Origin of the sequence: Paenibacillus sp. S-38, from assembly GCF_049942825.1 — a bacterium.
Lineage (GTDB): Bacteria > Bacillota > Bacilli > Paenibacillales > NBRC-103111 > Paenibacillus_G.
Map to the genome: position 1 here is coordinate 1,111,785 of NZ_CP187970.1, position 17,648 is coordinate 1,129,432.

Here is a 17,648-nt window from a genome sequence, read left to right on the forward strand (position 1 = left end):
GCTTGAGCCGCGGGTTCAAGCTTTTGTTGTATAGAAGGGCCGCTGCAGACGGTGGGAAGTGGCGCGGAAGTGATCTATTCGGTTGATTCAAACGTATAGGTAAAGTAACGGAGCATTGGAATTCATCCGGATCAATAGGGAGGCGATGGCTGCGTGAAACCTTGGAAGGCGTGGCTTGGGAACGTGTCCTACGGCAAAAAGCTGGTCCAGCTTCACCGCTGGAATGCATGGCTGGTGGCGGTGCTGGCCGCAACCGGCATCCTGCTCTTCATGGAGCCCCTGCGGGAGCTCGGTCAGGGAAGGGTCTGGCTGAAGGATGCCCATGTATGGCTGGGCCTTCTGTCGATCCTGGTAACGGTGCTGTATCTGCCGCTCCTTCACAAGCATTGGCGTCAGCTGGCGCATCGGCCCGTACAGCGCTGGAACCTCGGCGGCGTGCTGTTCCTGCTCGCCGGCTGGAGCATCACCGGCGTACTGCTGTGGCAGCTGCGCCGCCTGGATCCGGCATGGGGCAACGCTGCGCTGCTGCTGCACGACGGCTTCACCTGGGTAGGCGTGCCCTATGCCGTCTACCATTCGATCTCCCGCAGCCGCTGGGTGAAGGAGGCGAAGAGCCGTCCGCAGGAGATGGAGGCTCCTGAGGCGGAGGCCGAGCTTGTGGGCGAAGGCGGTCTTCACGCCGCTTCCGAGAGCGGTGCACAGCGCCTGCTGCGGCAGCTGCAGGAAGCTCCGATCTCCCGGGCGGGCTTCCTGCGGCTTGGCGCAGGGCTGCTGCTGGTGCTCGGCGTCGGTCCGGCCTTTTACCGGTGGCTGAAGCAGTCTGCGGACACCGGAGGGACCGCGCTAGAACAGCTGGCCGAGTCGGATGGCAACCGGATGCTGCCGGAACCGGTGCCGCTGCCGGCCTCCAGTCCTCCGGTCGGCGGAGGGGGGCAGGGGAACTTCCGCGTGTATACGGTGACGGGGATCCCCTCCTTCACCAGTGAGGATTGGGAGTTTGCCCTGACGGGGCTGGTTGACCAGGAGCAGCTCTGGGATTGGAGCGCCTTCACCGGGCTGAAGCGGACGGTGCAGGTGAGTGATTTTCACTGCATTACGGGGTGGTCAGTGTACAAGGTAACCTGGGAAGGTATCCCGCTCCGCGAGCTTCTGGATCTGGCGGGGGTCAAAGACCGGGCCAAGTTCGTGAAGCTGTACTCGGGTGACGGCGTCTATACAAGCGGCCTGTCGCTGGAACAGGCCCGGATGGACGATGTCATGGTTGCCGTTCTCATGGACGGCAAGCCGATTCCCCAGCAGCTGGGCGGCCCGGTCCGCCTCGTTGTCCCGAAGATGTACGCCTATAAATCGGTGAAGTGGCTGCAGGCCATTGAGCTGGTGGAGAAGGAGCATATCGGGTATTGGGAGCTGCGGGGCTATGAGCAGAATGCATGGGTAAAGGGGGGCGGGCTGTCATAGACAGCACCGCTCCTTTGTTCTATAGTAGAGAAAAATGGAAATGGCGAAAGGGGCTTGTTTACCAATGCGGCTTGTATCATTAAATACGGCGATGCCGTCTGCCGTTACGTTCGGCGCCCAATCGGTGGAAACGGGAATCAATAAGGAAGCGGTCCGCAGGCCGCTCAGGCTGGGGACGGAGCAGCTGGAAGGGGACGGTCAAGGGGACCGGGTCCACCACGGGGGGCCGGATAAGGCAGTCTGCGCTTACGCTGCGGAGCATTACCCCTATTGGCAGGAAAAGCTTGGCAAGGATCTGCCTCGCGGCGCATTCGGTGAGAATTTTACGCTGGAGGGCATGACGGAGGATCAGGTGCATATCGGCGATATCTTTGCTGTCGGATCGGCTAAAGTACAGATTACGCAGCCGCGGCAGCCTTGCTATAAGCTGGCGGGCAAGCATGAAGTAGCCGATCTTGTGCTGCAGGTACAGCAGACGGGGTATACCGGGTATTATTTTCGGGTGCTTGAGGAAGGTACGGTGGAGGCGGGACAGGAGCTTCAGCTTGTGCAGCGTCATCCCCTGGCGGTGACGGTGGCGGAGGCGAACCGGCTGCAGTATAAGGATAAAAAGGATTACGAGGGAATTCGCCGCCTGCTGGCTGTGGAGGCCCTGTCGGACAGCTGGCGGGAGAGCTTCGAGAAGCGGCTGGCGGCTGGACAGGATGCATAGGGGTAGCAGGTCCGGCAAGTCAGCTGGGAAGGCTTGGAGCACGCTTGAGGCACAAGTTAAGCATGGGTTAAACATGAATGAGGCACGAGTGGGGCACAGGTGAAGCACGAGGGAAACACAAGTGAGGCACAAGTGGGGCACGTGTGAGGCAAGAGTGAAGCATGAGCGAGGCACTAGAGAAGCACGAGTGAGGCACAAGTCACAAGTGAAGCACATATGGGACACAAGTGATAAGCTCTTTTAGCTGGCGAAGCTTACCCGCAAGAGGTACCGAGCCAGGCAGGATGGGCAAAAGGAAGGGCGGTAAGTGACAATGGAAGCAGGCGGGCAGGCATACGCGGCGGTACCGTTAACTGGGGTCATTCTGGCCGGGGGACAGAATCGGCGGATGGGAGGCCATAGCAAAGCGCTTCTGGCTGTGGAAGGGGAGTCCTTTCTGCAGCGGCAGGTGAAGGAAATGGCGGAAGTCTGCGGCGAGATTCTGCTCATGACCCAGAATGCCTCACTGTATGCTGACGAGCTGGCTGCGCTGAGTGACAAAGGAATGGTGGTCCGGGCCTTACCGGATCTAGTGCCTGCCAGAGGGCCTCTCGGCGGGCTTCAGTCCGCACTGCATGCATCCTCCACCGATCTGCTGTGGGTCGTCGGCTGTGATATGCCGCTGATCTCCTCCCGGGCGGCGGTCGAACTCGCCGGCGTCTGCCTTCGCACGGATGCCGCGGCAGCGGTTCCGCGGATCGCCGGCCGGGTTCATCCTCTTCACGGAGTCTACCGGAAGAAGATCCTCGCTCCGGTAGAGAGCATGCTTGAGGCGGACGATTACCGGATGATGGGTGTGTTCCATCTCACAGACTGGGAGCCGGTAGATGAGGTAGTATGGAACAGGCTGGGCATCCCGACGGATTTTGTGCGAAATATCAATACACCGGACGAATTTGGGGAGCTGCTTCAGGAACGTTCGGCCTTATCGGCAGATACTTGTCAGAAATCATAACATAAGGCGGCTGGGGTACTAGGAAAAGGTCACTTTTTATGACATAATAAGAGGAAAACCAACGCATATTCACAGCGTTCACATACAGGAGGTGAGGGGAATGACACAACTGCTCGTGGACCGTTTCGGCCGGGTGCATGATTATCTTCGCATTTCGGTCACGGACCGGTGCAATCTTCGCTGCGTGTACTGCATGCCGGAAGAGGGAATGGAGTTCGAGCCGGATGAGAAGCTGCTGACCTTCGACGAAATTGCATCCGTGGTCCGGGTGCTTGCCGGTTACGGGGTGAGAAAGCTCCGACTGACCGGAGGAGAACCGCTCGTGCGCAAGAACCTGGAGGTCCTTGTCGGTATGCTGTCAGCCATCCCCGGCATCGAAGACATAGCGCTGACGACAAACGCCATTTATTTTGCTTCCCGTGCGGAGAAGCTGCGGGAGGCCGGACTGACCCGGATCAACGTGTCGCTGGATTCGCTCCGGCCGGACCGGTTCTCCCTAATCACGCGTGGAGGAGAGCTAGCCCGCGTGCTGCAGGGGCTGGAAGCCGCTTACCGGGTCGGGCTCGATCCGGTGAAGCTGAATGTCGTGCTAATGAAGGGCATGAATGACGATGAGATCGGGGATTTTCTCGCGATGACCCTCGAGAGAAATATTCATGTCCGTTTCATTGAATACATGCCGATCGGTCATGAGGATGAGGGCTGGAGGGCAAGATACCTGCCGCTGCAGACGGTGCTGGAACGCTGCACGGAGCGCGGCTGGAAGGTCGAGTCGCTCGAGAAGCCGATCTCCGGCAACGGGCCCTCCCAGAATTACCGCATCGCAGGGGCGGCCGGGACGTTCGGGCTGATTCACCCGGTAAGCGACCACTTCTGCCAAACGTGCAACCGGCTGAGGCTGACGGCGGACGGCAATATCAAGCCGTGCCTGTATTGGTCCGACGAGTTCAACGTGCGCCGATATATCGGGGATGATGGGGCGCTTGCCGCCATGTTCTTCCGTGCCCTGGAAGTCAAGCCGGAGAGTCACGAGATGGCCCAGGCGCTGATGAAGCAGTCGCAGAGCCATACGCCTACGGCACGGCGGATGTCACAGATCGGGGGATAAGCAGCGGTGAAGGGACTTCGATTCGGACGCCGGGCGGTCACACTGGAGGCCGCGCAGGCCATGATTATAGAGCAGGTGAAGCGGCTGGGTGCCGAAGAAACGGGGCTCGCCGAAGCTTACGGCAGGCGTCTTGCCTGCCCGGTCGCGGCAGCTTCTCCAGTGCCCCACTTCCGGCGTTCCGGCGTGGACGGCTATGCCGTCAGGTCCGAGGACACGGCGGGGGCGGCGGGTGACCGTCCCGTCCGGCTGAAGGTGACCGAGACCATTCCGGCGGGAACGGTGCCGCAGCAGCGGGTGGAAGCCGGCCAGGCGGCACGGATTATGACCGGGGCGGTCGTGCCGGAAGGTGCGGACACGGTCATCATGCTCGAGATGACCGACGCCCTGGAAGGGGCGCGGGCATGCGGCACGGTAGCTCTGCAACGGGCGATGAAACCCGGCGAGAATATTACCGAGATCGGGGAGGAAACCGCCCCGGGGGAGCCGCTGCTCGAAGCGGGACGCCTCATCGGGCCGGGAGAGGCTGCGATTCTGGCCACCTTCGGCTGGAGCCGGGTGCCGGTCTTCCGCAGACCGAAGGTAGCTGTATTCTCGACAGGTTCGGAGCTGCTCCCTGTGGAAGCGGAGCTGGAGCCCGGCCGGATCCGCTGCAGCAATTCTTACATGCTGGCTTGCCAGGTACAGGAAGCCGGGGGTACGGCCCGGATCATGTCTATCCTGCCGGATGATGCGGCGAAGGTGGAAGCGGAGCTTCTCGCGGCGTTGGAGTGGGCGGATGTGGTGGTTACCACCGGCGGCGTGTCCGTAGGGGACAAGGATGTGCTCGTGGAGCTTTTTGAACGGTGGGACGGTGAGCTCTGGTTCAACAAAATCGCGATGAGGCCCGGCAGTCCCACCTCCGCCGGCCTATGGCGGGGCAAGCCCTTGTTCGCGCTGTCCGGGAACCCGGGAGCCTGCTATGTAGGCTTCGAGCTGCTCGTCAAGCCCTACCTGAGGGGGGCGATGGGTTCCGCTTCGCCGCTTCCTCCGGAGAGCACGGCCCAGCTGGGATGTACTTATGGCAAAGGCTCGGCTTACCCCCGGTATGTCCGGGGAACAACCTATGTGGAGGACGGCCTGCTGAAGGCGGTTCCCGCAGGGCATGACAAGTCCAGCATTATGGTGTCCATCAAGGATGCCGACTGCCTCATTCATCTTCCGGCCGGCGGACGCGGAACGGAGACGGGGAGCCAGGTGCGGATTCTTCATATCGGCAGGGGAAACGGTTGATGGGTTCCCTGCCGCAGCATGCAAAAACCCCCGGGGACGCTTACGCGTCCGCCGGGGGTTTTTGGTGCGGCATGGATCCTGCCGAGCAGCTCCGTGAGCCGCCGCAGCAGGATCAGCCTAATGCAATTAGATTACGAGTGCACGGGAAACGATTACGAGCAGGATAAAGAGAACCAGAATAACACCCGTCGTAGTGTAGTATCCGCCAACAGCGCTCATGTGACATCCCCCTTTCAGAAGACTTGATATAACATATGTCACCCGTACCGCTGCTGATTGGACGAAAGCCCGGATTCGGGCAAGAAAAAACACCTGTCTCCCCGGGGGAAACAGGTGCAAGCGTGAGTTGGAATTCCGGGATGGGGCTTAGTAAGTGGAGCCGCCGAAGAGGAACCGCTTCTCCCACTGGGAGCCGGCTACCGTATCGATGCGGACCCCGCCGGATTCAACGGAATAGGTGTGGAGCACGCGGCCATCCCCGAGGTAGATGCCGACATGAGTGATCGTCTCGGTGTTCTTGTCGATGCCTTCATAGTTCGAGGCGCTGGAGCCTTTGTAGGACATGAAGAACATGAGGTCCCCAGCTTTCAGCTGTCTCCAGTCGCCCGAGGTTTTGCCGATCGACTTGACGTAGGCTCCCTGGCTGCGGGAGTCGCCCGGCAGCAGCTGGCCCGTGCCGTCGAGGAAGCTCTGGCGTACGAAGTCGGAGCAGTCGAACGTCGACAGGTCATAGCGGCTCGAGCCGAACTCATACGGCACGCCTATGTATTTCATGCCCGCCCCGATCACTTTTTCCGCCGCAACTGAAGGGCTGAGGAGCTTGTACGGTTCAACGAACGTCGTGCTGATGTACTGGGAGCCCGTGCTTACATAGCCGATAACTCCATATTGGTCCTGAACGTTGTACCAGTAGTTGTTCACCTTGTTGAGGACGAGCAGCTTCTCGCCTTTGGCCAGATAGCGGATCCGGGACGCGTCGGTGGAAGCTCCGGTGCGGAACGATACGGAAGCCAGTGCGGTGGCATTCGGCTCCGATTGGAACAGAGCTTCGACAGGCTCGGCTTCGATTACCTCTTCGGCCGCTCCGGCAAAGCTGGTCTTCATGTACTGCGAAGAAGAACTGACATAGCCTTCGACCCCGCTCGCATCCTGTACTTTGTACCAGTAGTCATTGGTTCGTTCGAGGACGAGAACCTTCTCCCCTTCCTGGAAATAGCGGATCCGGCTGTCGTCCGTGGAGGGGCCTGTCCGGAAGGAAACGGAAGCGGTGATCTCGCCGTTCGGTTCTGTGTCTACCTGCACTGTAGTCATCTTTACATAGGTGGAGGAAGAGGAGACATAGCCGGTTTGCCCGGATGCATCGCGGACCTGCAGCCAGTAGCTGTTATATTCGCTGACGAGGTCAAGCAGCTCTCCCGTTTTCAGATAACGGATCCGTTCTCCGGATGTGGAAGGCTGAGTGCGGAAGCTGACGCTTGAGACGACTTTGACCTTCGAAACTTCATACGAGAAAGCTTGAGCTTGGTAAGGAAGGGTGGTAGAGAAGGTAAGGGCCGTGCCAAGGACGAGTGTAAGCAGCTGTTTTTTCATGATGTAAGACTCCTCCGGTTATCGATAATTCGTCTCTGTTATGTAAGAGGCGCTGTGGTTATGTAATGATCATAGCACAGAGAAAACGACAAACGAATCGGGAAAACCTGTCATAAAAATGCTGGAAAACCGGGGGGATATGGGCAATTCGGCACGCTTATCGGATGGAGACCACCGATAGGTTAGAGCATTTGGAATCATTCTTTTGGGATCTTTCGCTTAAGGCCGATGTAAGTTCTTCCAAGTACGAACGGGCCAAAAGCAAAGATCATGCCGGAGTCACGGACTGAAGAAGGCGGGGGCGGGATAAAACCAGCCGTGGGGATCGGCCCCCTGGAAAAGCAAGAAAAGGTTGGATGGAAATTCGGCAGCGATTACGGCGCGACAGAACGAATAGGGTCTTGCGGCCTGGCTGTGCTTCCGTAAGTCCTGAACTGCCGCAGGGAGAAGAGCTGGGGAGAGAGGCCGGGAACCCTTAGGAAAAGCAGGAGGCGGCAAGCGGCAAGCAACCCCAGAGGAAAAGGGCGGGATAGACCCACAGGGAAAGCGATAGGAAAAAGAGCCGTATAGAAGCACAGGAAAACCGATAGAAAAAGAGCGGGAGTTCCCGCTCTTCGAGTAAAGCTATTCTAATTGGCTGCTGGATTAATGGCTGTGGGCCGGGGAGGTCATGGGCATCGCCTTGGTCAGCGTGATCGACCCATCGCTCTCATTCCACTTCACATCCCAGCCGAGAAGTTCTGTGATGAACCGCAGAGGCACCTGGGTCCGGCTGTCTTTCATCATGACCGGAGAACCGATCGCTTGGCGCTCGCCGTTCAGCTCCATGTAATCCTTGTCGATCCAGAAAGTCGCCGTATTGCCGCCGGTGATGACCCGGATCGTACGGGTGCTCTCTTCCCATTTCACTTCGGCGCCGATGGCCTCAGCGAGGTAGCGCAGGGGGATATAGGTGTGGGTACCGGACATGTACGGAGCGGTATCCATCATCACAGTCTTGTCGTCGATCATGAGCTCGCTGCCGCCGATCTTCATCCATACCTTCGGGGAGGCCGCCATCCCGGCGTCATGGAATTTCTCATTGAACTGGGTTACAATGGCACCAGATAAAAAGTCTCCCGTCATGTACATGTGGGAGTAGGCCGTGCGCAGACTGCTGTAAGCGTTCCCGTATTCCTTGGCTGCGTAGGAATCGAAGGCTTGCTGCAGGTGCCCTACGTGATGGCCAAGCTCTTTGACAAGGGCATCCTTGCTCAGGTTCGGATTGGCTCCCGCGAGGAAGGCGGCGAATTCACCGGCATACTCGGTCAGCTCGTCGATGGCCTCCTTGCGTCCCATTTCGTCCTTCTTGGCTGATGCCGTCACGTAGTCCACGAAGAAGCCGATATGCTTCTTCCAGAGCGTGCGGAACTGATCGCCGGCGTCTTTGCCGTAGACGGAGCCGATCGCGTCCGACAGCTCGTCGCTGTTCTGATCAAGCGCCGCAGCGGCAGCCGCAAAGTCCGGAGCGCCGTCCAGGCCCTTCTGCATGGCGAGTGCGGCCAGGAAGCCGTGCTCGGCCAGGAGGCGGTCTACGGCGATGCGCAGGTCGGAAGCTTTCCGGGAGGTTCCGCTCCAGTTGAACTTGTCAGGATCCTGCTTGGCGATGCCCGAGGCCAGGTAGTCCCCGGTCATAAACATGTGGCCGTAAGCTTCACGCACGGAAGTGTAGGCGGCAGTGTACTCTTTCGTATGATACTTGTCAAAGGCACTGATCAACGTGCTGACGTGGCCCTTGAGCGATGCGACGATGTCGGCCTGCTTGAAGTTCGGGTTGGCTGACTCGAGGAAGGCACCGAACTCGCCGGCGTACTCCACAAGCTCGTCGACCGCGGCTTTGCGGCCCGCTTCGTCGTTCACCGCGGTGGCTTTGACATAGTCGACGAAGAACGGAATGTGTTTTTTCCAGAGGACGCGGAACTGGTTTCCCGCCTCCTTGCCGTACACGGAGCCGATCGCATCGGAGAGCTCGTCGCTGTTCTTGTCGAGGGCGGCGGCGGCATCGTTGAAGTCGGCCGAGCCGTTGATCCCTTTTTGCATGGTGAGAATCGCAAGCAGTGCATGTTCACCGAGCAGGCGGTCCACATCGGCCCGCAGGTCGGAGGCCGGGCTGTTCACGCTCAGCGTATGGGCGCTGGCGACATGGTTCATATAAGGAAGGGAAGCCGAAGCCACCGGAAGGGTCAGAGCAAGGCTCAGGGCGAGCGGAAGCATTTTTGCGGACAAGGTTTTCATGGGACCAACACTCCTTGGAAGTTTATGATAGGCTTATCGTTATGGTAGGATGAATAGGTAAGCTGGCCAGCTCCCATTGTTGTGTTTCTCAGTGAGTGTAACGAGAGGGATGGGGATTTGGATCACACGTTGCCAAAAAAAATATGGGGGGCACATCATCCGAAGCGAAGGATTGTGCGATTTACATAGCAGGGGGAGCAGGGAGAAAGGGGATCCTTCATGTACGGAACTTTGAGCGATCAGGAGCTGATCGAGCGCATAACGGCCAGGGATGAAGAAGCGCTGACATTGCTGTATGACCGATACGAGAAGGCTGTATACGCGTTTGCCTACCGGATGGTTCAAGATCCGATGATGGCCGAGGAGGTCGTGCAGGAGCTGTTCCTGCGCATCTGGAATGCGGCAGCGAGGTATGACAGCAGCCAAGGGAAGCTGACGACGTGGATGTTCACGCTGACCCGCAATATTACGATAGACGCGCTGCGCAAAAAGAGGAGGCGTACTCCCCAGCAGCCGGCCGAGCCGGAGGCGCTCGCCTTCCTGGCGGATGAGCGTGCCGATATTGAAGGGGAAGCGGAGAGCCGGTGGGTCGGAGAGGAAATCCAGGCCGCGCTGCAGGTGCTGAACCGGGACCAGAAGCAGGTGCTGGAGTGGATCTATTATCAAGGCTACACGCAGCAGGAAGTGTCGGAACGCTATGCGATCCCGCTGGGGACGGTCAAAAGCCGGGTCCGGCTGGCGCTGAAGCAGCTCCAGCAGCGGCTGTCGCATATAGGAAGGAGGGGGATCGGCCATGAGTAACCACCAGGAAGAAACTTGCTGCGAAGGGGTCGAGCTCTACGCATTGGATGCCCTGACGCCGGAGGAGGCGGCGGAGTTCGAAGCGCACCTCGCCGGATGTGCGGCGTGCCGCGGGAAGCTGGCGGAGCTGCGCGAGACGATCGGCCTGCTGCCGCTGGCCGCGGCGCCGGTTGCCGTGCCAGATGGCATGCGGAGCCGCGTGCTCGGACGCGTGCTGGGCAGCGCGGAGGCGCAGCGGGCGGGCGCAGGCGCGGGCGGCGCGGAAGCGCAGCGAGCGGGCGCAGGCGCGGAGGCGCAGCGAGCGGGCGCAGGCGCAGGCAGCGCAGAGGCGCAGCGGGCGGGCGCAGGCGCAGGCAGCGCGGAGGCGCAGCGGGCGGGCGCAGGCGCAGGCAGCGCGGAGGCGCAGCGGGCGGGTGCAGGCGCGGAGGCGCAGCGAGCGGGCGCAGGCGCAAGCAGCGCGGAGGAGCAGCGAGCAGATGCAGGCGCGGTAGGCGCGGAGGCCGAACGCCGCGTGTGGAAGCGCGGCGCCGCGTATTGGCGCTGGATGAGCCTCGGGCTGTCCGCCACGGTGGTTGGTCTGGCGCTTTATGCGTCGGAGCTGCGCGGCGATCTCCGCGAGATGGAACGGCTGGTTGCTGACGCGGGCAAGCCGCCGGAGGCGGCCAAGATGGAGAAGATGGTACAGCTCCAGCCGGCGGCCGAGCAGCTGGTGTCCAAGGGTCTCGCCTCGATCGTCATCGACGACAAGGGCACCCATCTCATCGTGACGGCGGAGAATCTGCCGGCGGTGCAGAAGGAGCAGGCCTTCCAGGTGTGGCTGATCAAAGGGGAGAAGAAGGTCAATGCCGGCACGTTCTATCCGCATGACGGGAAGGGCTCCATCTCCTATACTTTCCAGCCGCAGGATTATGATATGGTCGCCATCACACTGGAGCCGGACGCGCACGGGGAGCAGCCCCGGGGCACGATGGTGATGATGGCCGGGCTCAAGAGCTAGGCGGCTGCCGAAGCCGCAGGAAGCACCGGAGTTTCCCCGCCGCGGGAGCTCCGGCTCACTACCCTTGGGAAAGGATGATCACCATGAGCGGGAACGTAACCATACGACGCATGGGAAAAGAAGACTGGAACGAGAGCATGGATCTCTCGTCGTTCGCTTTTCAATATCAGCTAACACCGGAGGAGCGTGAGGAGCGCCTGGCCCAGATGGTGCCGGAAGAGCAGTGGGGCGCTTACGTGGAAGACAAGCTTGCGGCACGAATGACGGTGCTGAATCTCGAGACCTGGATTCAGGGCAAGGTGTATGCCATGGGCGGCATTGCCGGTGTGGCGACCTGGCCGGAATACCGCAGAGGCGGCCTTGTGTCCAAGCTGCTGTGCAACGCGCTCTCCGTCATGAGGGAACAGGGGCAGACCGTGTCCTTCCTGCACCCGTTCCAATTCGCTTTCTACCGCCGCTACGGCTGGGAAACTTATGTGGAGTACAAACAGTATGAGATCGCCGTGGGGCAGCTGCCCAGGTTTGAGCCGCAGGGAGGGAGAGTCGTCCGGGGAGAGCCCGATATCGCCCTGCTGGACAGCCTGTACGAGACCTATGCCCCGTGTTATAACGGGATGCTAAAGAGAACGGAGGCCTGGTGGAAGCACCGGATTCTGGAGCGCAAAAAAGGAACGACCGCCTTGTACTACGCGGCGGACGGCGAGGCGGCCGGGTACGTGCATTACCAGGTGAAGGACCGCGTCTGTACGGTGCATGAGCTTGTGCACCTGAACCGGGAGGCCCGCCTGGCCTTGTGGAGGTTCCTCTCGGATCATGATTCCATGATCGACAAGCTGGTGATCCGTGTGCCCAATGATGACCGGCTGCCGTTCCTGCTGGATGATCCGCGGATCAAGCAGGAGACCGTCCCTTATTTCATGGCGAGGATTGTGGATGTGAAGTCCTTTATCGAGAAGTATCCGTTCGTCTCCGGGGCGGAAGCGGCCTTCCTGCTGGAGATTCAGGATGAGCATGCCGATTGGAACAACGGGGTGTTCACAGTTACCGTGGATGAATCCGGCACAGCCCGTGTAGCCGCCGAGCCGCTTCAGGCGAGCGATCTGCCGAAAGTGTCCTGCAGCATCCAAACCTTGACCGCGCTGCTGACCGGATATCAGCGTCCGTCGTTCCTCCAGGATATCGGACGGCTCCAGGGTACACTGCAGGGACTGGGGATGCTGGAGCGGCTTGTTCCGGCGCGGACAACCTATCTGGCGGACTTTTTCTAGATATTGATTGAAAGACTCCGATTCGCTCAAATGGGCGGGTCGGAGTTTTTTTTCCATTTTCCTGGAACATTCAGGCCTACTCTACCGTTAAGTATTACATAATGTGCAAAAAATGGATGAAATGGGTGATGGTTTGTGAGAGGGACCAAAGCAGTCCTCTGTGGAGCTCTGGCAGGAATGGTGATGCTGTCCGGGTGTACATTGGGGCAGGGGAAAGAAGGGCAAGGAGGGCTGAAGCCGCTCGGCAAAGACGAAAAAGCGGTGATCAAGGTCATGTATTACGACAAAAGCAGCTTGTTCCAGCATTATGGGGCACTGTTCATGGCCAAATATCCAAATGTCGATATCGAGGTCGTCTCCACGCAGAGCATGTACGGGCAGGACAAAGACCCGCTGAAGACGTTCGAAGAAATGGTCGAGGCGGAGAAGCCGGATGTGCTGTATTTCAATTTTTCGAATGCCTTCGTCAAGTGGGCGAGGGAAGGCAAGCTGCTCCCCTTGGATGACGTGATTCAAGCGGACAAGTTCGACATCGAGAACATGCTGCCCGCTGTAACCGAGACGCTTCGCGCACAGGGGGGAGGCAAGCTGTACGGACTCAGCCCTTCCTTCTACAGCAGCGCTCTGTTCTACAATAAAGGCATGTTCGAAAAGTACGGCGTACCTCTCCCCAAGGATGGGATGACTTGGGCTGAAGTGCTGGAGCTGGCCAAGAGGTTCCCTGCGGACGGGCAGGGGGCGGAGAGGATATATGGGTACGGAGAAAACAACTCTTATATGGGCGGCGGCGGTGCTCCGATGGGATTCCGGTATTTTACGATGATCGGAGACACCCAGGGGCTGTCCTATCTGGACGCGAAGCAAGAGAAGATTACCCTGCAGACGGAGGGCTGGAAGCAGGCCCTGCAGCTTGCCGTGGACGGCATTCAATCCGGTGCGCTGTATGACCCGGCCAAAGAGCCGCAGATCGACTTCAGTAAAGGCGTCAGCAGGGAAGAGATGCTGGAGCGCAATCCGTTCGTCTCCGGCCGAATTGCGATGACCGTTGAGGGGACCTATCTGATCAGCGAGCTGGAGCAGGCCAAGGAGATCCGTAAGGACAAAGAGTCCGTCAACTGGGATGTTGTCACAGTTCCGGTCGATCCGCAAAACTCGGGAACCTCGAATGCCCTCTCGATCTCCGAAGTGTTCTCCGTATCTGCCGATTCCCCCAATGCCGGAGCGGCCTGGGAGTTCGTGAAGTACATCAACTCCGAAGAAATGGCGAGGGTCAAGAGCAAGATGGATGAGGGAAGACTGCTGTCCCGGACCGCCTATGTCAAGGACAAGGACGGGCGGAGCCTCGAGCCCTTCTATAAACTGGGAGTAAGCGAGAAGGTAACCGAGCAGGCGGCGGAGGCTGCGCCCGTTCCCATGTCGTTCTACTCGGAATTCTCCAGGATCGGCGGACAAGAGGTGCAGGCGGTGCTGGACGGCAAAAAGACGGCCGATGAGGCACTGGCCGCCATGCAGAACGGGCTGCAGGAAGCGCTGACGAAGGCAAAGCAGGAAGAGGCGGCATCGAGGCAGCAGGAAACGGCCGGGAAGCCGGCAGGGTAACTACAGGGAAAGGCCGATCTCCGGGAGGGGACGGTCTTTTTTTGCTGCTGCCCCATTCACCGAAATATTTACTGATCTCTAGCGAAACAGGCAGGAAATGGAGAATAAAATGCGAATATATGTTTGTATATTGTATTCGAGAGGGGATGCAGAGGGATGGCGGAAAGAAAGCAAATCGGCAGCTCGCTTACCGTGCTGATGGTGTCGGATATGGAGCGCTCCAAGGCTTACTATCGGGATGTTCTGGGCTTCCAGGTGACTGACTGGTGGGCGGAGCGGGACGGGCTCGGGGGACTGGCCCTGAAGCTGCTGCAGGCACCTGAGCCGTCGGCCGTGCGTCCGAATCCTCCCCAGGCGGGAGATACGCGGGCCTATGACGTCTATGCCTACGTAGAGAGCTGGGAAGCGCTGGACTCCTTGTATGAGGAATTCCGGAGCAAAGGGGCCGTCTTCAGCGGTGAGCCGGTGATCTATCCGGACGGCGGACCCTGGAAGGAGTTTGTGGTAAGGGACCGCGACGGCTACGGGCTGGCGTTCGGCGGTATCGAAGGCTCCAAGGGCGGACAGGCTGCCGTGACTTCTCCCGTCGAGAGCCGAATCGATTCGGTGATCCTCTGGGTGCGGAATCTGGAGCGTTCCGCTGACCAGTACGGCCGGCTGCTCGGCGTCGAGGTGCGCACCGAGGACCGGCAGGAGCACCTGCACATCTTCCGTCTTGAGAACGGCACGGATCTGATCCTCGACAGCAGCGGAGAGCTGAGCTCTGCGGGAGCGGGGAGAGGGGGCGCCCTGTTCAAGCTGGAGACCCGCGACATCGATGCGGCCTACCGGAGAGCGCAGGAGCTCGAATTCGAAGCGGTCTTCGGCATTTCCCGCCACTCCCGGGTCTCCTTCTTCAACCTCCGCGACGGAGACGGGAACATCCTTACGATCTCACAGAGCCGCTGATGCTCTGGAGAAGTGTAGGCGAAGAGCGGCGGCCTGCGGGAGCCGTGCGCTGTTCGCGGCTTAATGATAGGTAAGCTCCCCCAGGCTGTATTGATTCCAAAAGGGACGCAAGGTGTCCCATGTACATTCAAATACGTAAGTTCCCTCCCCAGTGCTGAAGGCCAGCAGCTGGGGATTTTCTTTTGCTCCGGGGGCCGGTATCAGAAGGAACAGCTCCCTGCAGTGGAAGGTCAGGCCGGCCTTGGAGACAGGCAGCGGCGGATGCATCGGGATCCGGAGGACGAGCCGGCTCTCCTCCTGAAGCCGGAGACGGGGGGATAGCCCGCCGGCAGCGTTCAGCCAAGCCTCGGCGCTCCCGCGGATGTCCTGCGTGTTCGGCAGCGTCCGTATGACCTTGTCCAGGGCGGGAGCATAGATTTGGACGGGAGGCACGAAGGCTCCTTCCCTGGGCGATCTGGCCGGTGATACCGGCTCTACGTCACGGTTCAAAGCAGCAGCTGCTGACGACATGGAGCAGGGAAAGACACCCAGGAGGAGTGCTGCAGCCGCCGCAAGGACGGCCTTTCGGAACAGGCAGGTTGGCATGTATGAAGCTCCTTTCTTTTACTGAGCCAGGCGGAGCGGCAGATGGGTACTCCATCCCTGCAGCACGCGGCCAAGTGGCGGTTGCAGGTTAACAAGGGTCTAGAGTTTTGAAGGTTCGTGCGCAGCGCAGCGGAACGCCCGCACAGCAGTGCCTTAATTTAGCCAGGGAGGATGTATTGTTTCGAAAGTGACCTTTGTGCGAAGCACAACGGAACGAGAAACAATACACCCGAGCGTTCGGAACGAGAAACAATACACCCGAGCGCAACGAACACTTAGAATCCCCCGCCCGCCTTCCCGTGTATTCCGGCGCTTTTCTTCCGCCCGGGTCGGGGGCGTTTCTGCACCTGGGCCGGGCGGGGGACTGGACTTAGGTCCAGTTCCAAAAACCGCCGCAGGTCCGTTTTGGCAGAGCCCGGATTCACCTAGAATAAGGACATAAGCAAGCGACAACGAACTTCGAAAGGCGGTGAATGCTTACATGAGAATGAATCGGCATACGGGTCTTGCGCTTCTCTTCATCGGTTTTGGCGCCATGATCCTCGCAAGCAAAACGGGATTGCACATCGGGCATCACGTAATGAGCTTCCTCTTCCCGGCTGCTCTCGTCGGCCTCGGCTTCGTGGGAATGAAAAACGGCAGAACGTTTATCGGAGCCGCACTGATCCTGATCGGCGGCGGCGTGCTGCTCGGCAAGATGTCCGGCGTGTTCGCCATCTTGATCGCGGTGGGGCTGATCTGGTACGGTTTCTCCCTTCTGCGCGGCAAGTCGGCATGCTAGCGGATCTTTCCGCCAGCTCCGACTCCGAATACTGGAAGGACTAACGGCAGCCCGGCTTCGGCCCGGCGGCAATCCCTAACAAAGGTGGTAGAACAAGAATGAGCATTGGAAAAAGATTTCGTGACCTGACTGTGGCCCATTTTAACGAGATGCTGGAGCAGTCGGAAGATCCGGTTCGCCTGATCGACAAATACCTGGCCTCCCAATCGGAGCAGATCCGCGAATCCGAACGTCTCCTCCAGCAGTGTCTCTCACACGCTTCCTCTCTCCGCCAACAGTATATCTCCGCGGAGCAGCTCAAGGAGCGGCGTGAAGGCCAGGCACTGCTGGCACTGAAGGCTGGCGAAGAAGAGGTGGCTCGCCGGGCCCTGCAGGAGAAGATGCAGCAGGAGGAGAAAGCGGCGCAGTACAAAGCGCTGTACGAACAGAGCAAGCACGGGATTGTGGAGCTCGAAGAGCAGGTACAGCAGCTCAAGGCCGATTTCGACGAAGTAGCGTCAAAGCGCAGCTATTATATCGCCCGGCTGGAGAGTGTGCGGCTGCAGCAGCGGATGAACGAGCGCTTTCGCTCGATGGGCGGTGTCAGCCCGAGGATGTTCGACCGGCTCGAGGAGCGGGTCAGCGACATGGAGCTCACGGCGCGCACCCTTCGGGAAGTCCGCGGGCATGTAAGGGATGTTTGGAACGCGGCGAGCAGCGCCGCAGGCTCCGCAGTGGAGCAGGAGCTCGCGAAGCTGCGCAGCAAACTACAAGAGGAAGGATGGGACCGTAGATGACGAGATTATTCCGATCCCGCATGGACCGCAAGATTACCGGTCTCTGTGGCGGGCTTGGCGAAGTAATGAATGTGGATCCTACCCTGCTTCGGTTGACTCTGGTAGTAACCACCGTATTCACGGGCGGTGCGGTGATTCCCCTGTACTTCATCGCGGCTCTGGTCATCCCCAACGAGCCATGGACCGGCGGCTTCGACGGAGAGTATGGCGCACCGCAGGGACCTGGACCGGGGCACGGTTCCTATCACTCCTGGAGAGATTGGCGCCGCGCCGAGAAGCATTACCGCAAGGCGCAGAAATACGGCTGGGGCGGTCATCAAGAGACGGAATATACACAGGCGGCCGGACAGAGCGGCCCGCAGGCGAATGACCTGGACGACATGATGAAGGATATCGAGAAGAAGGCCATGTGGAAGGAAATCGAGGAACTGCGCTCCAAAGTGGCGATGTACGAAAAACAACAAAACCAATCCAAGGGAGATGTGTAA

General features: G+C 59.6%; 17 protein-coding genes. 13 read left to right on the top strand and 4 right to left on the bottom strand.

Translation table 11 applies throughout. From position 1 onward, the window contains the following. The first annotated feature begins 153 nt into the window (after positions 1–153). The 5 genes from ACP26L_RS05270 to glp all read left to right on the top strand — a co-directional run bounded on the left by ACP26L_RS05270 (position 154) and on the right by glp (position 5,541). Positions 154–1,458, top strand: a complete 1,305-nt coding sequence (locus ACP26L_RS05270; RefSeq protein ID WP_426451500.1) for a molybdopterin-dependent oxidoreductase — start codon at positions 154–156, stop codon at positions 1,456–1,458. Positions 1,459–1,522: 64 nt separating this feature from the next. Then, on the top strand, positions 1,523–2,170 hold the full coding sequence (locus tag ACP26L_RS05275; RefSeq protein WP_426451501.1) for an MOSC domain-containing protein: 648 nt from the start codon (positions 1,523–1,525) through the stop codon (positions 2,168–2,170). A 313-nt stretch (positions 2,171–2,483) separates the two neighbouring features. After that, positions 2,484–3,164, top strand: a complete 681-nt coding sequence (gene mobA, locus ACP26L_RS05280; protein WP_426454826.1) for a molybdenum cofactor guanylyltransferase — start codon at positions 2,484–2,486, stop codon at positions 3,162–3,164. A 100-nt stretch (positions 3,165–3,264) separates the two neighbouring features. Next, entirely contained in the window at positions 3,265–4,272 is a 1,008-nt protein-coding gene (moaA, locus tag ACP26L_RS05285; RefSeq protein WP_426451502.1) for a GTP 3',8-cyclase MoaA, read from the top strand. A 6-nt stretch (positions 4,273–4,278) separates the two neighbouring features. Then, entirely contained in the window at positions 4,279–5,541 is a 1,263-nt protein-coding gene (gene glp, locus ACP26L_RS05290; protein ID WP_426451503.1) for a gephyrin-like molybdotransferase Glp, read from the top strand. A 126-nt stretch (positions 5,542–5,667) separates the two neighbouring features. Here glp and ACP26L_RS05295 read toward each other — a convergent pair whose 3' ends face one another. From ACP26L_RS05295 to ACP26L_RS05305, 3 genes are all read right to left on the bottom strand, one after another. Further along, the gene (locus tag ACP26L_RS05295; protein WP_014368624.1) at positions 5,668–5,760 is read right to left on the bottom strand and encodes a sporulation protein YjcZ; all 93 of its coding nucleotides are present in this window, start codon (positions 5,758–5,760) and stop codon (positions 5,668–5,670) included. 147 nt (positions 5,761–5,907) lie between these two features. After that, positions 5,908–7,131 (bottom strand): SH3 domain-containing protein, encoded by a 1,224-nt coding sequence (locus ACP26L_RS05300; RefSeq protein ID WP_426451504.1) that lies wholly within the window; start codon positions 7,129–7,131, stop codon positions 5,908–5,910. 645 nt (positions 7,132–7,776) lie between these two features. Continuing rightward, on the bottom strand, positions 7,777–9,405 hold the full coding sequence (locus tag ACP26L_RS05305; protein WP_426451505.1) for a copper amine oxidase N-terminal domain-containing protein: 1,629 nt from the start codon (positions 9,403–9,405) through the stop codon (positions 7,777–7,779). A 219-nt stretch (positions 9,406–9,624) separates the two neighbouring features. Between ACP26L_RS05305 and ACP26L_RS05310 the strand changes: the two genes are divergently transcribed. From ACP26L_RS05310 to ACP26L_RS05330, 5 genes are all read left to right on the top strand, one after another. Continuing rightward, entirely contained in the window at positions 9,625–10,206 is a 582-nt protein-coding gene (locus ACP26L_RS05310; protein ID WP_426451506.1) for an RNA polymerase sigma factor, read from the top strand. After that, complete coding sequence (locus ACP26L_RS05315) at positions 10,199–11,203, top strand: anti-sigma factor domain-containing protein (protein ID WP_426451507.1); 1,005 nt, start codon at positions 10,199–10,201, stop codon at positions 11,201–11,203. The genes ACP26L_RS05310 and ACP26L_RS05315 overlap by 8 nt, the downstream gene beginning before the upstream one ends. 110 nt (positions 11,204–11,313) lie before the next feature. Next, complete coding sequence (locus ACP26L_RS05320; protein WP_426451508.1) at positions 11,314–12,471, top strand: GNAT family N-acetyltransferase; 1,158 nt, start codon at positions 11,314–11,316, stop codon at positions 12,469–12,471. A 201-nt stretch (positions 12,472–12,672) separates the two neighbouring features. Next, positions 12,673–14,070, top strand: a complete 1,398-nt coding sequence (locus tag ACP26L_RS05325) for an extracellular solute-binding protein (protein ID WP_426451509.1) — start codon at positions 12,673–12,675, stop codon at positions 14,068–14,070. Between the two features lie 156 nt (positions 14,071–14,226). Further along, positions 14,227–15,018, top strand: a complete 792-nt coding sequence (locus tag ACP26L_RS05330) for a VOC family protein (RefSeq protein ID WP_426451510.1) — start codon at positions 14,227–14,229, stop codon at positions 15,016–15,018. A gap of 60 nt (positions 15,019–15,078) precedes the next feature. On the opposite strand, the gene ACP26L_RS05335 is transcribed toward ACP26L_RS05330, so the two are convergent. After that, on the bottom strand, positions 15,079–15,507 hold the full coding sequence (locus ACP26L_RS05335; protein ID WP_426451511.1) for a hypothetical protein: 429 nt from the start codon (positions 15,505–15,507) through the stop codon (positions 15,079–15,081). Between the two features lie 577 nt (positions 15,508–16,084). Here ACP26L_RS05335 and ACP26L_RS05340 point away from each other — a divergent pair. The 3 genes from ACP26L_RS05340 to ACP26L_RS05350 all read left to right on the top strand — a co-directional run bounded on the left by ACP26L_RS05340 (position 16,085) and on the right by ACP26L_RS05350 (position 17,648). After that, positions 16,085–16,384, top strand: a complete 300-nt coding sequence (locus ACP26L_RS05340; protein WP_426451512.1) for a LiaF transmembrane domain-containing protein — start codon at positions 16,085–16,087, stop codon at positions 16,382–16,384. Between the two features lie 98 nt (positions 16,385–16,482). Next, positions 16,483–17,160 carry a PspA/IM30 family protein gene (locus ACP26L_RS05345; RefSeq protein ID WP_426451513.1) on the top strand — a complete coding sequence of 226 codons (678 nt, stop codon included), beginning with the start codon at positions 16,483–16,485 and terminating at the stop codon, positions 17,158–17,160. Then, positions 17,157–17,648, top strand: a complete 492-nt coding sequence (locus ACP26L_RS05350) for a PspC domain-containing protein (protein ID WP_426451514.1) — start codon at positions 17,157–17,159, stop codon at positions 17,646–17,648. Before ACP26L_RS05345 ends, ACP26L_RS05350 begins: the two co-directional genes overlap by 4 nt.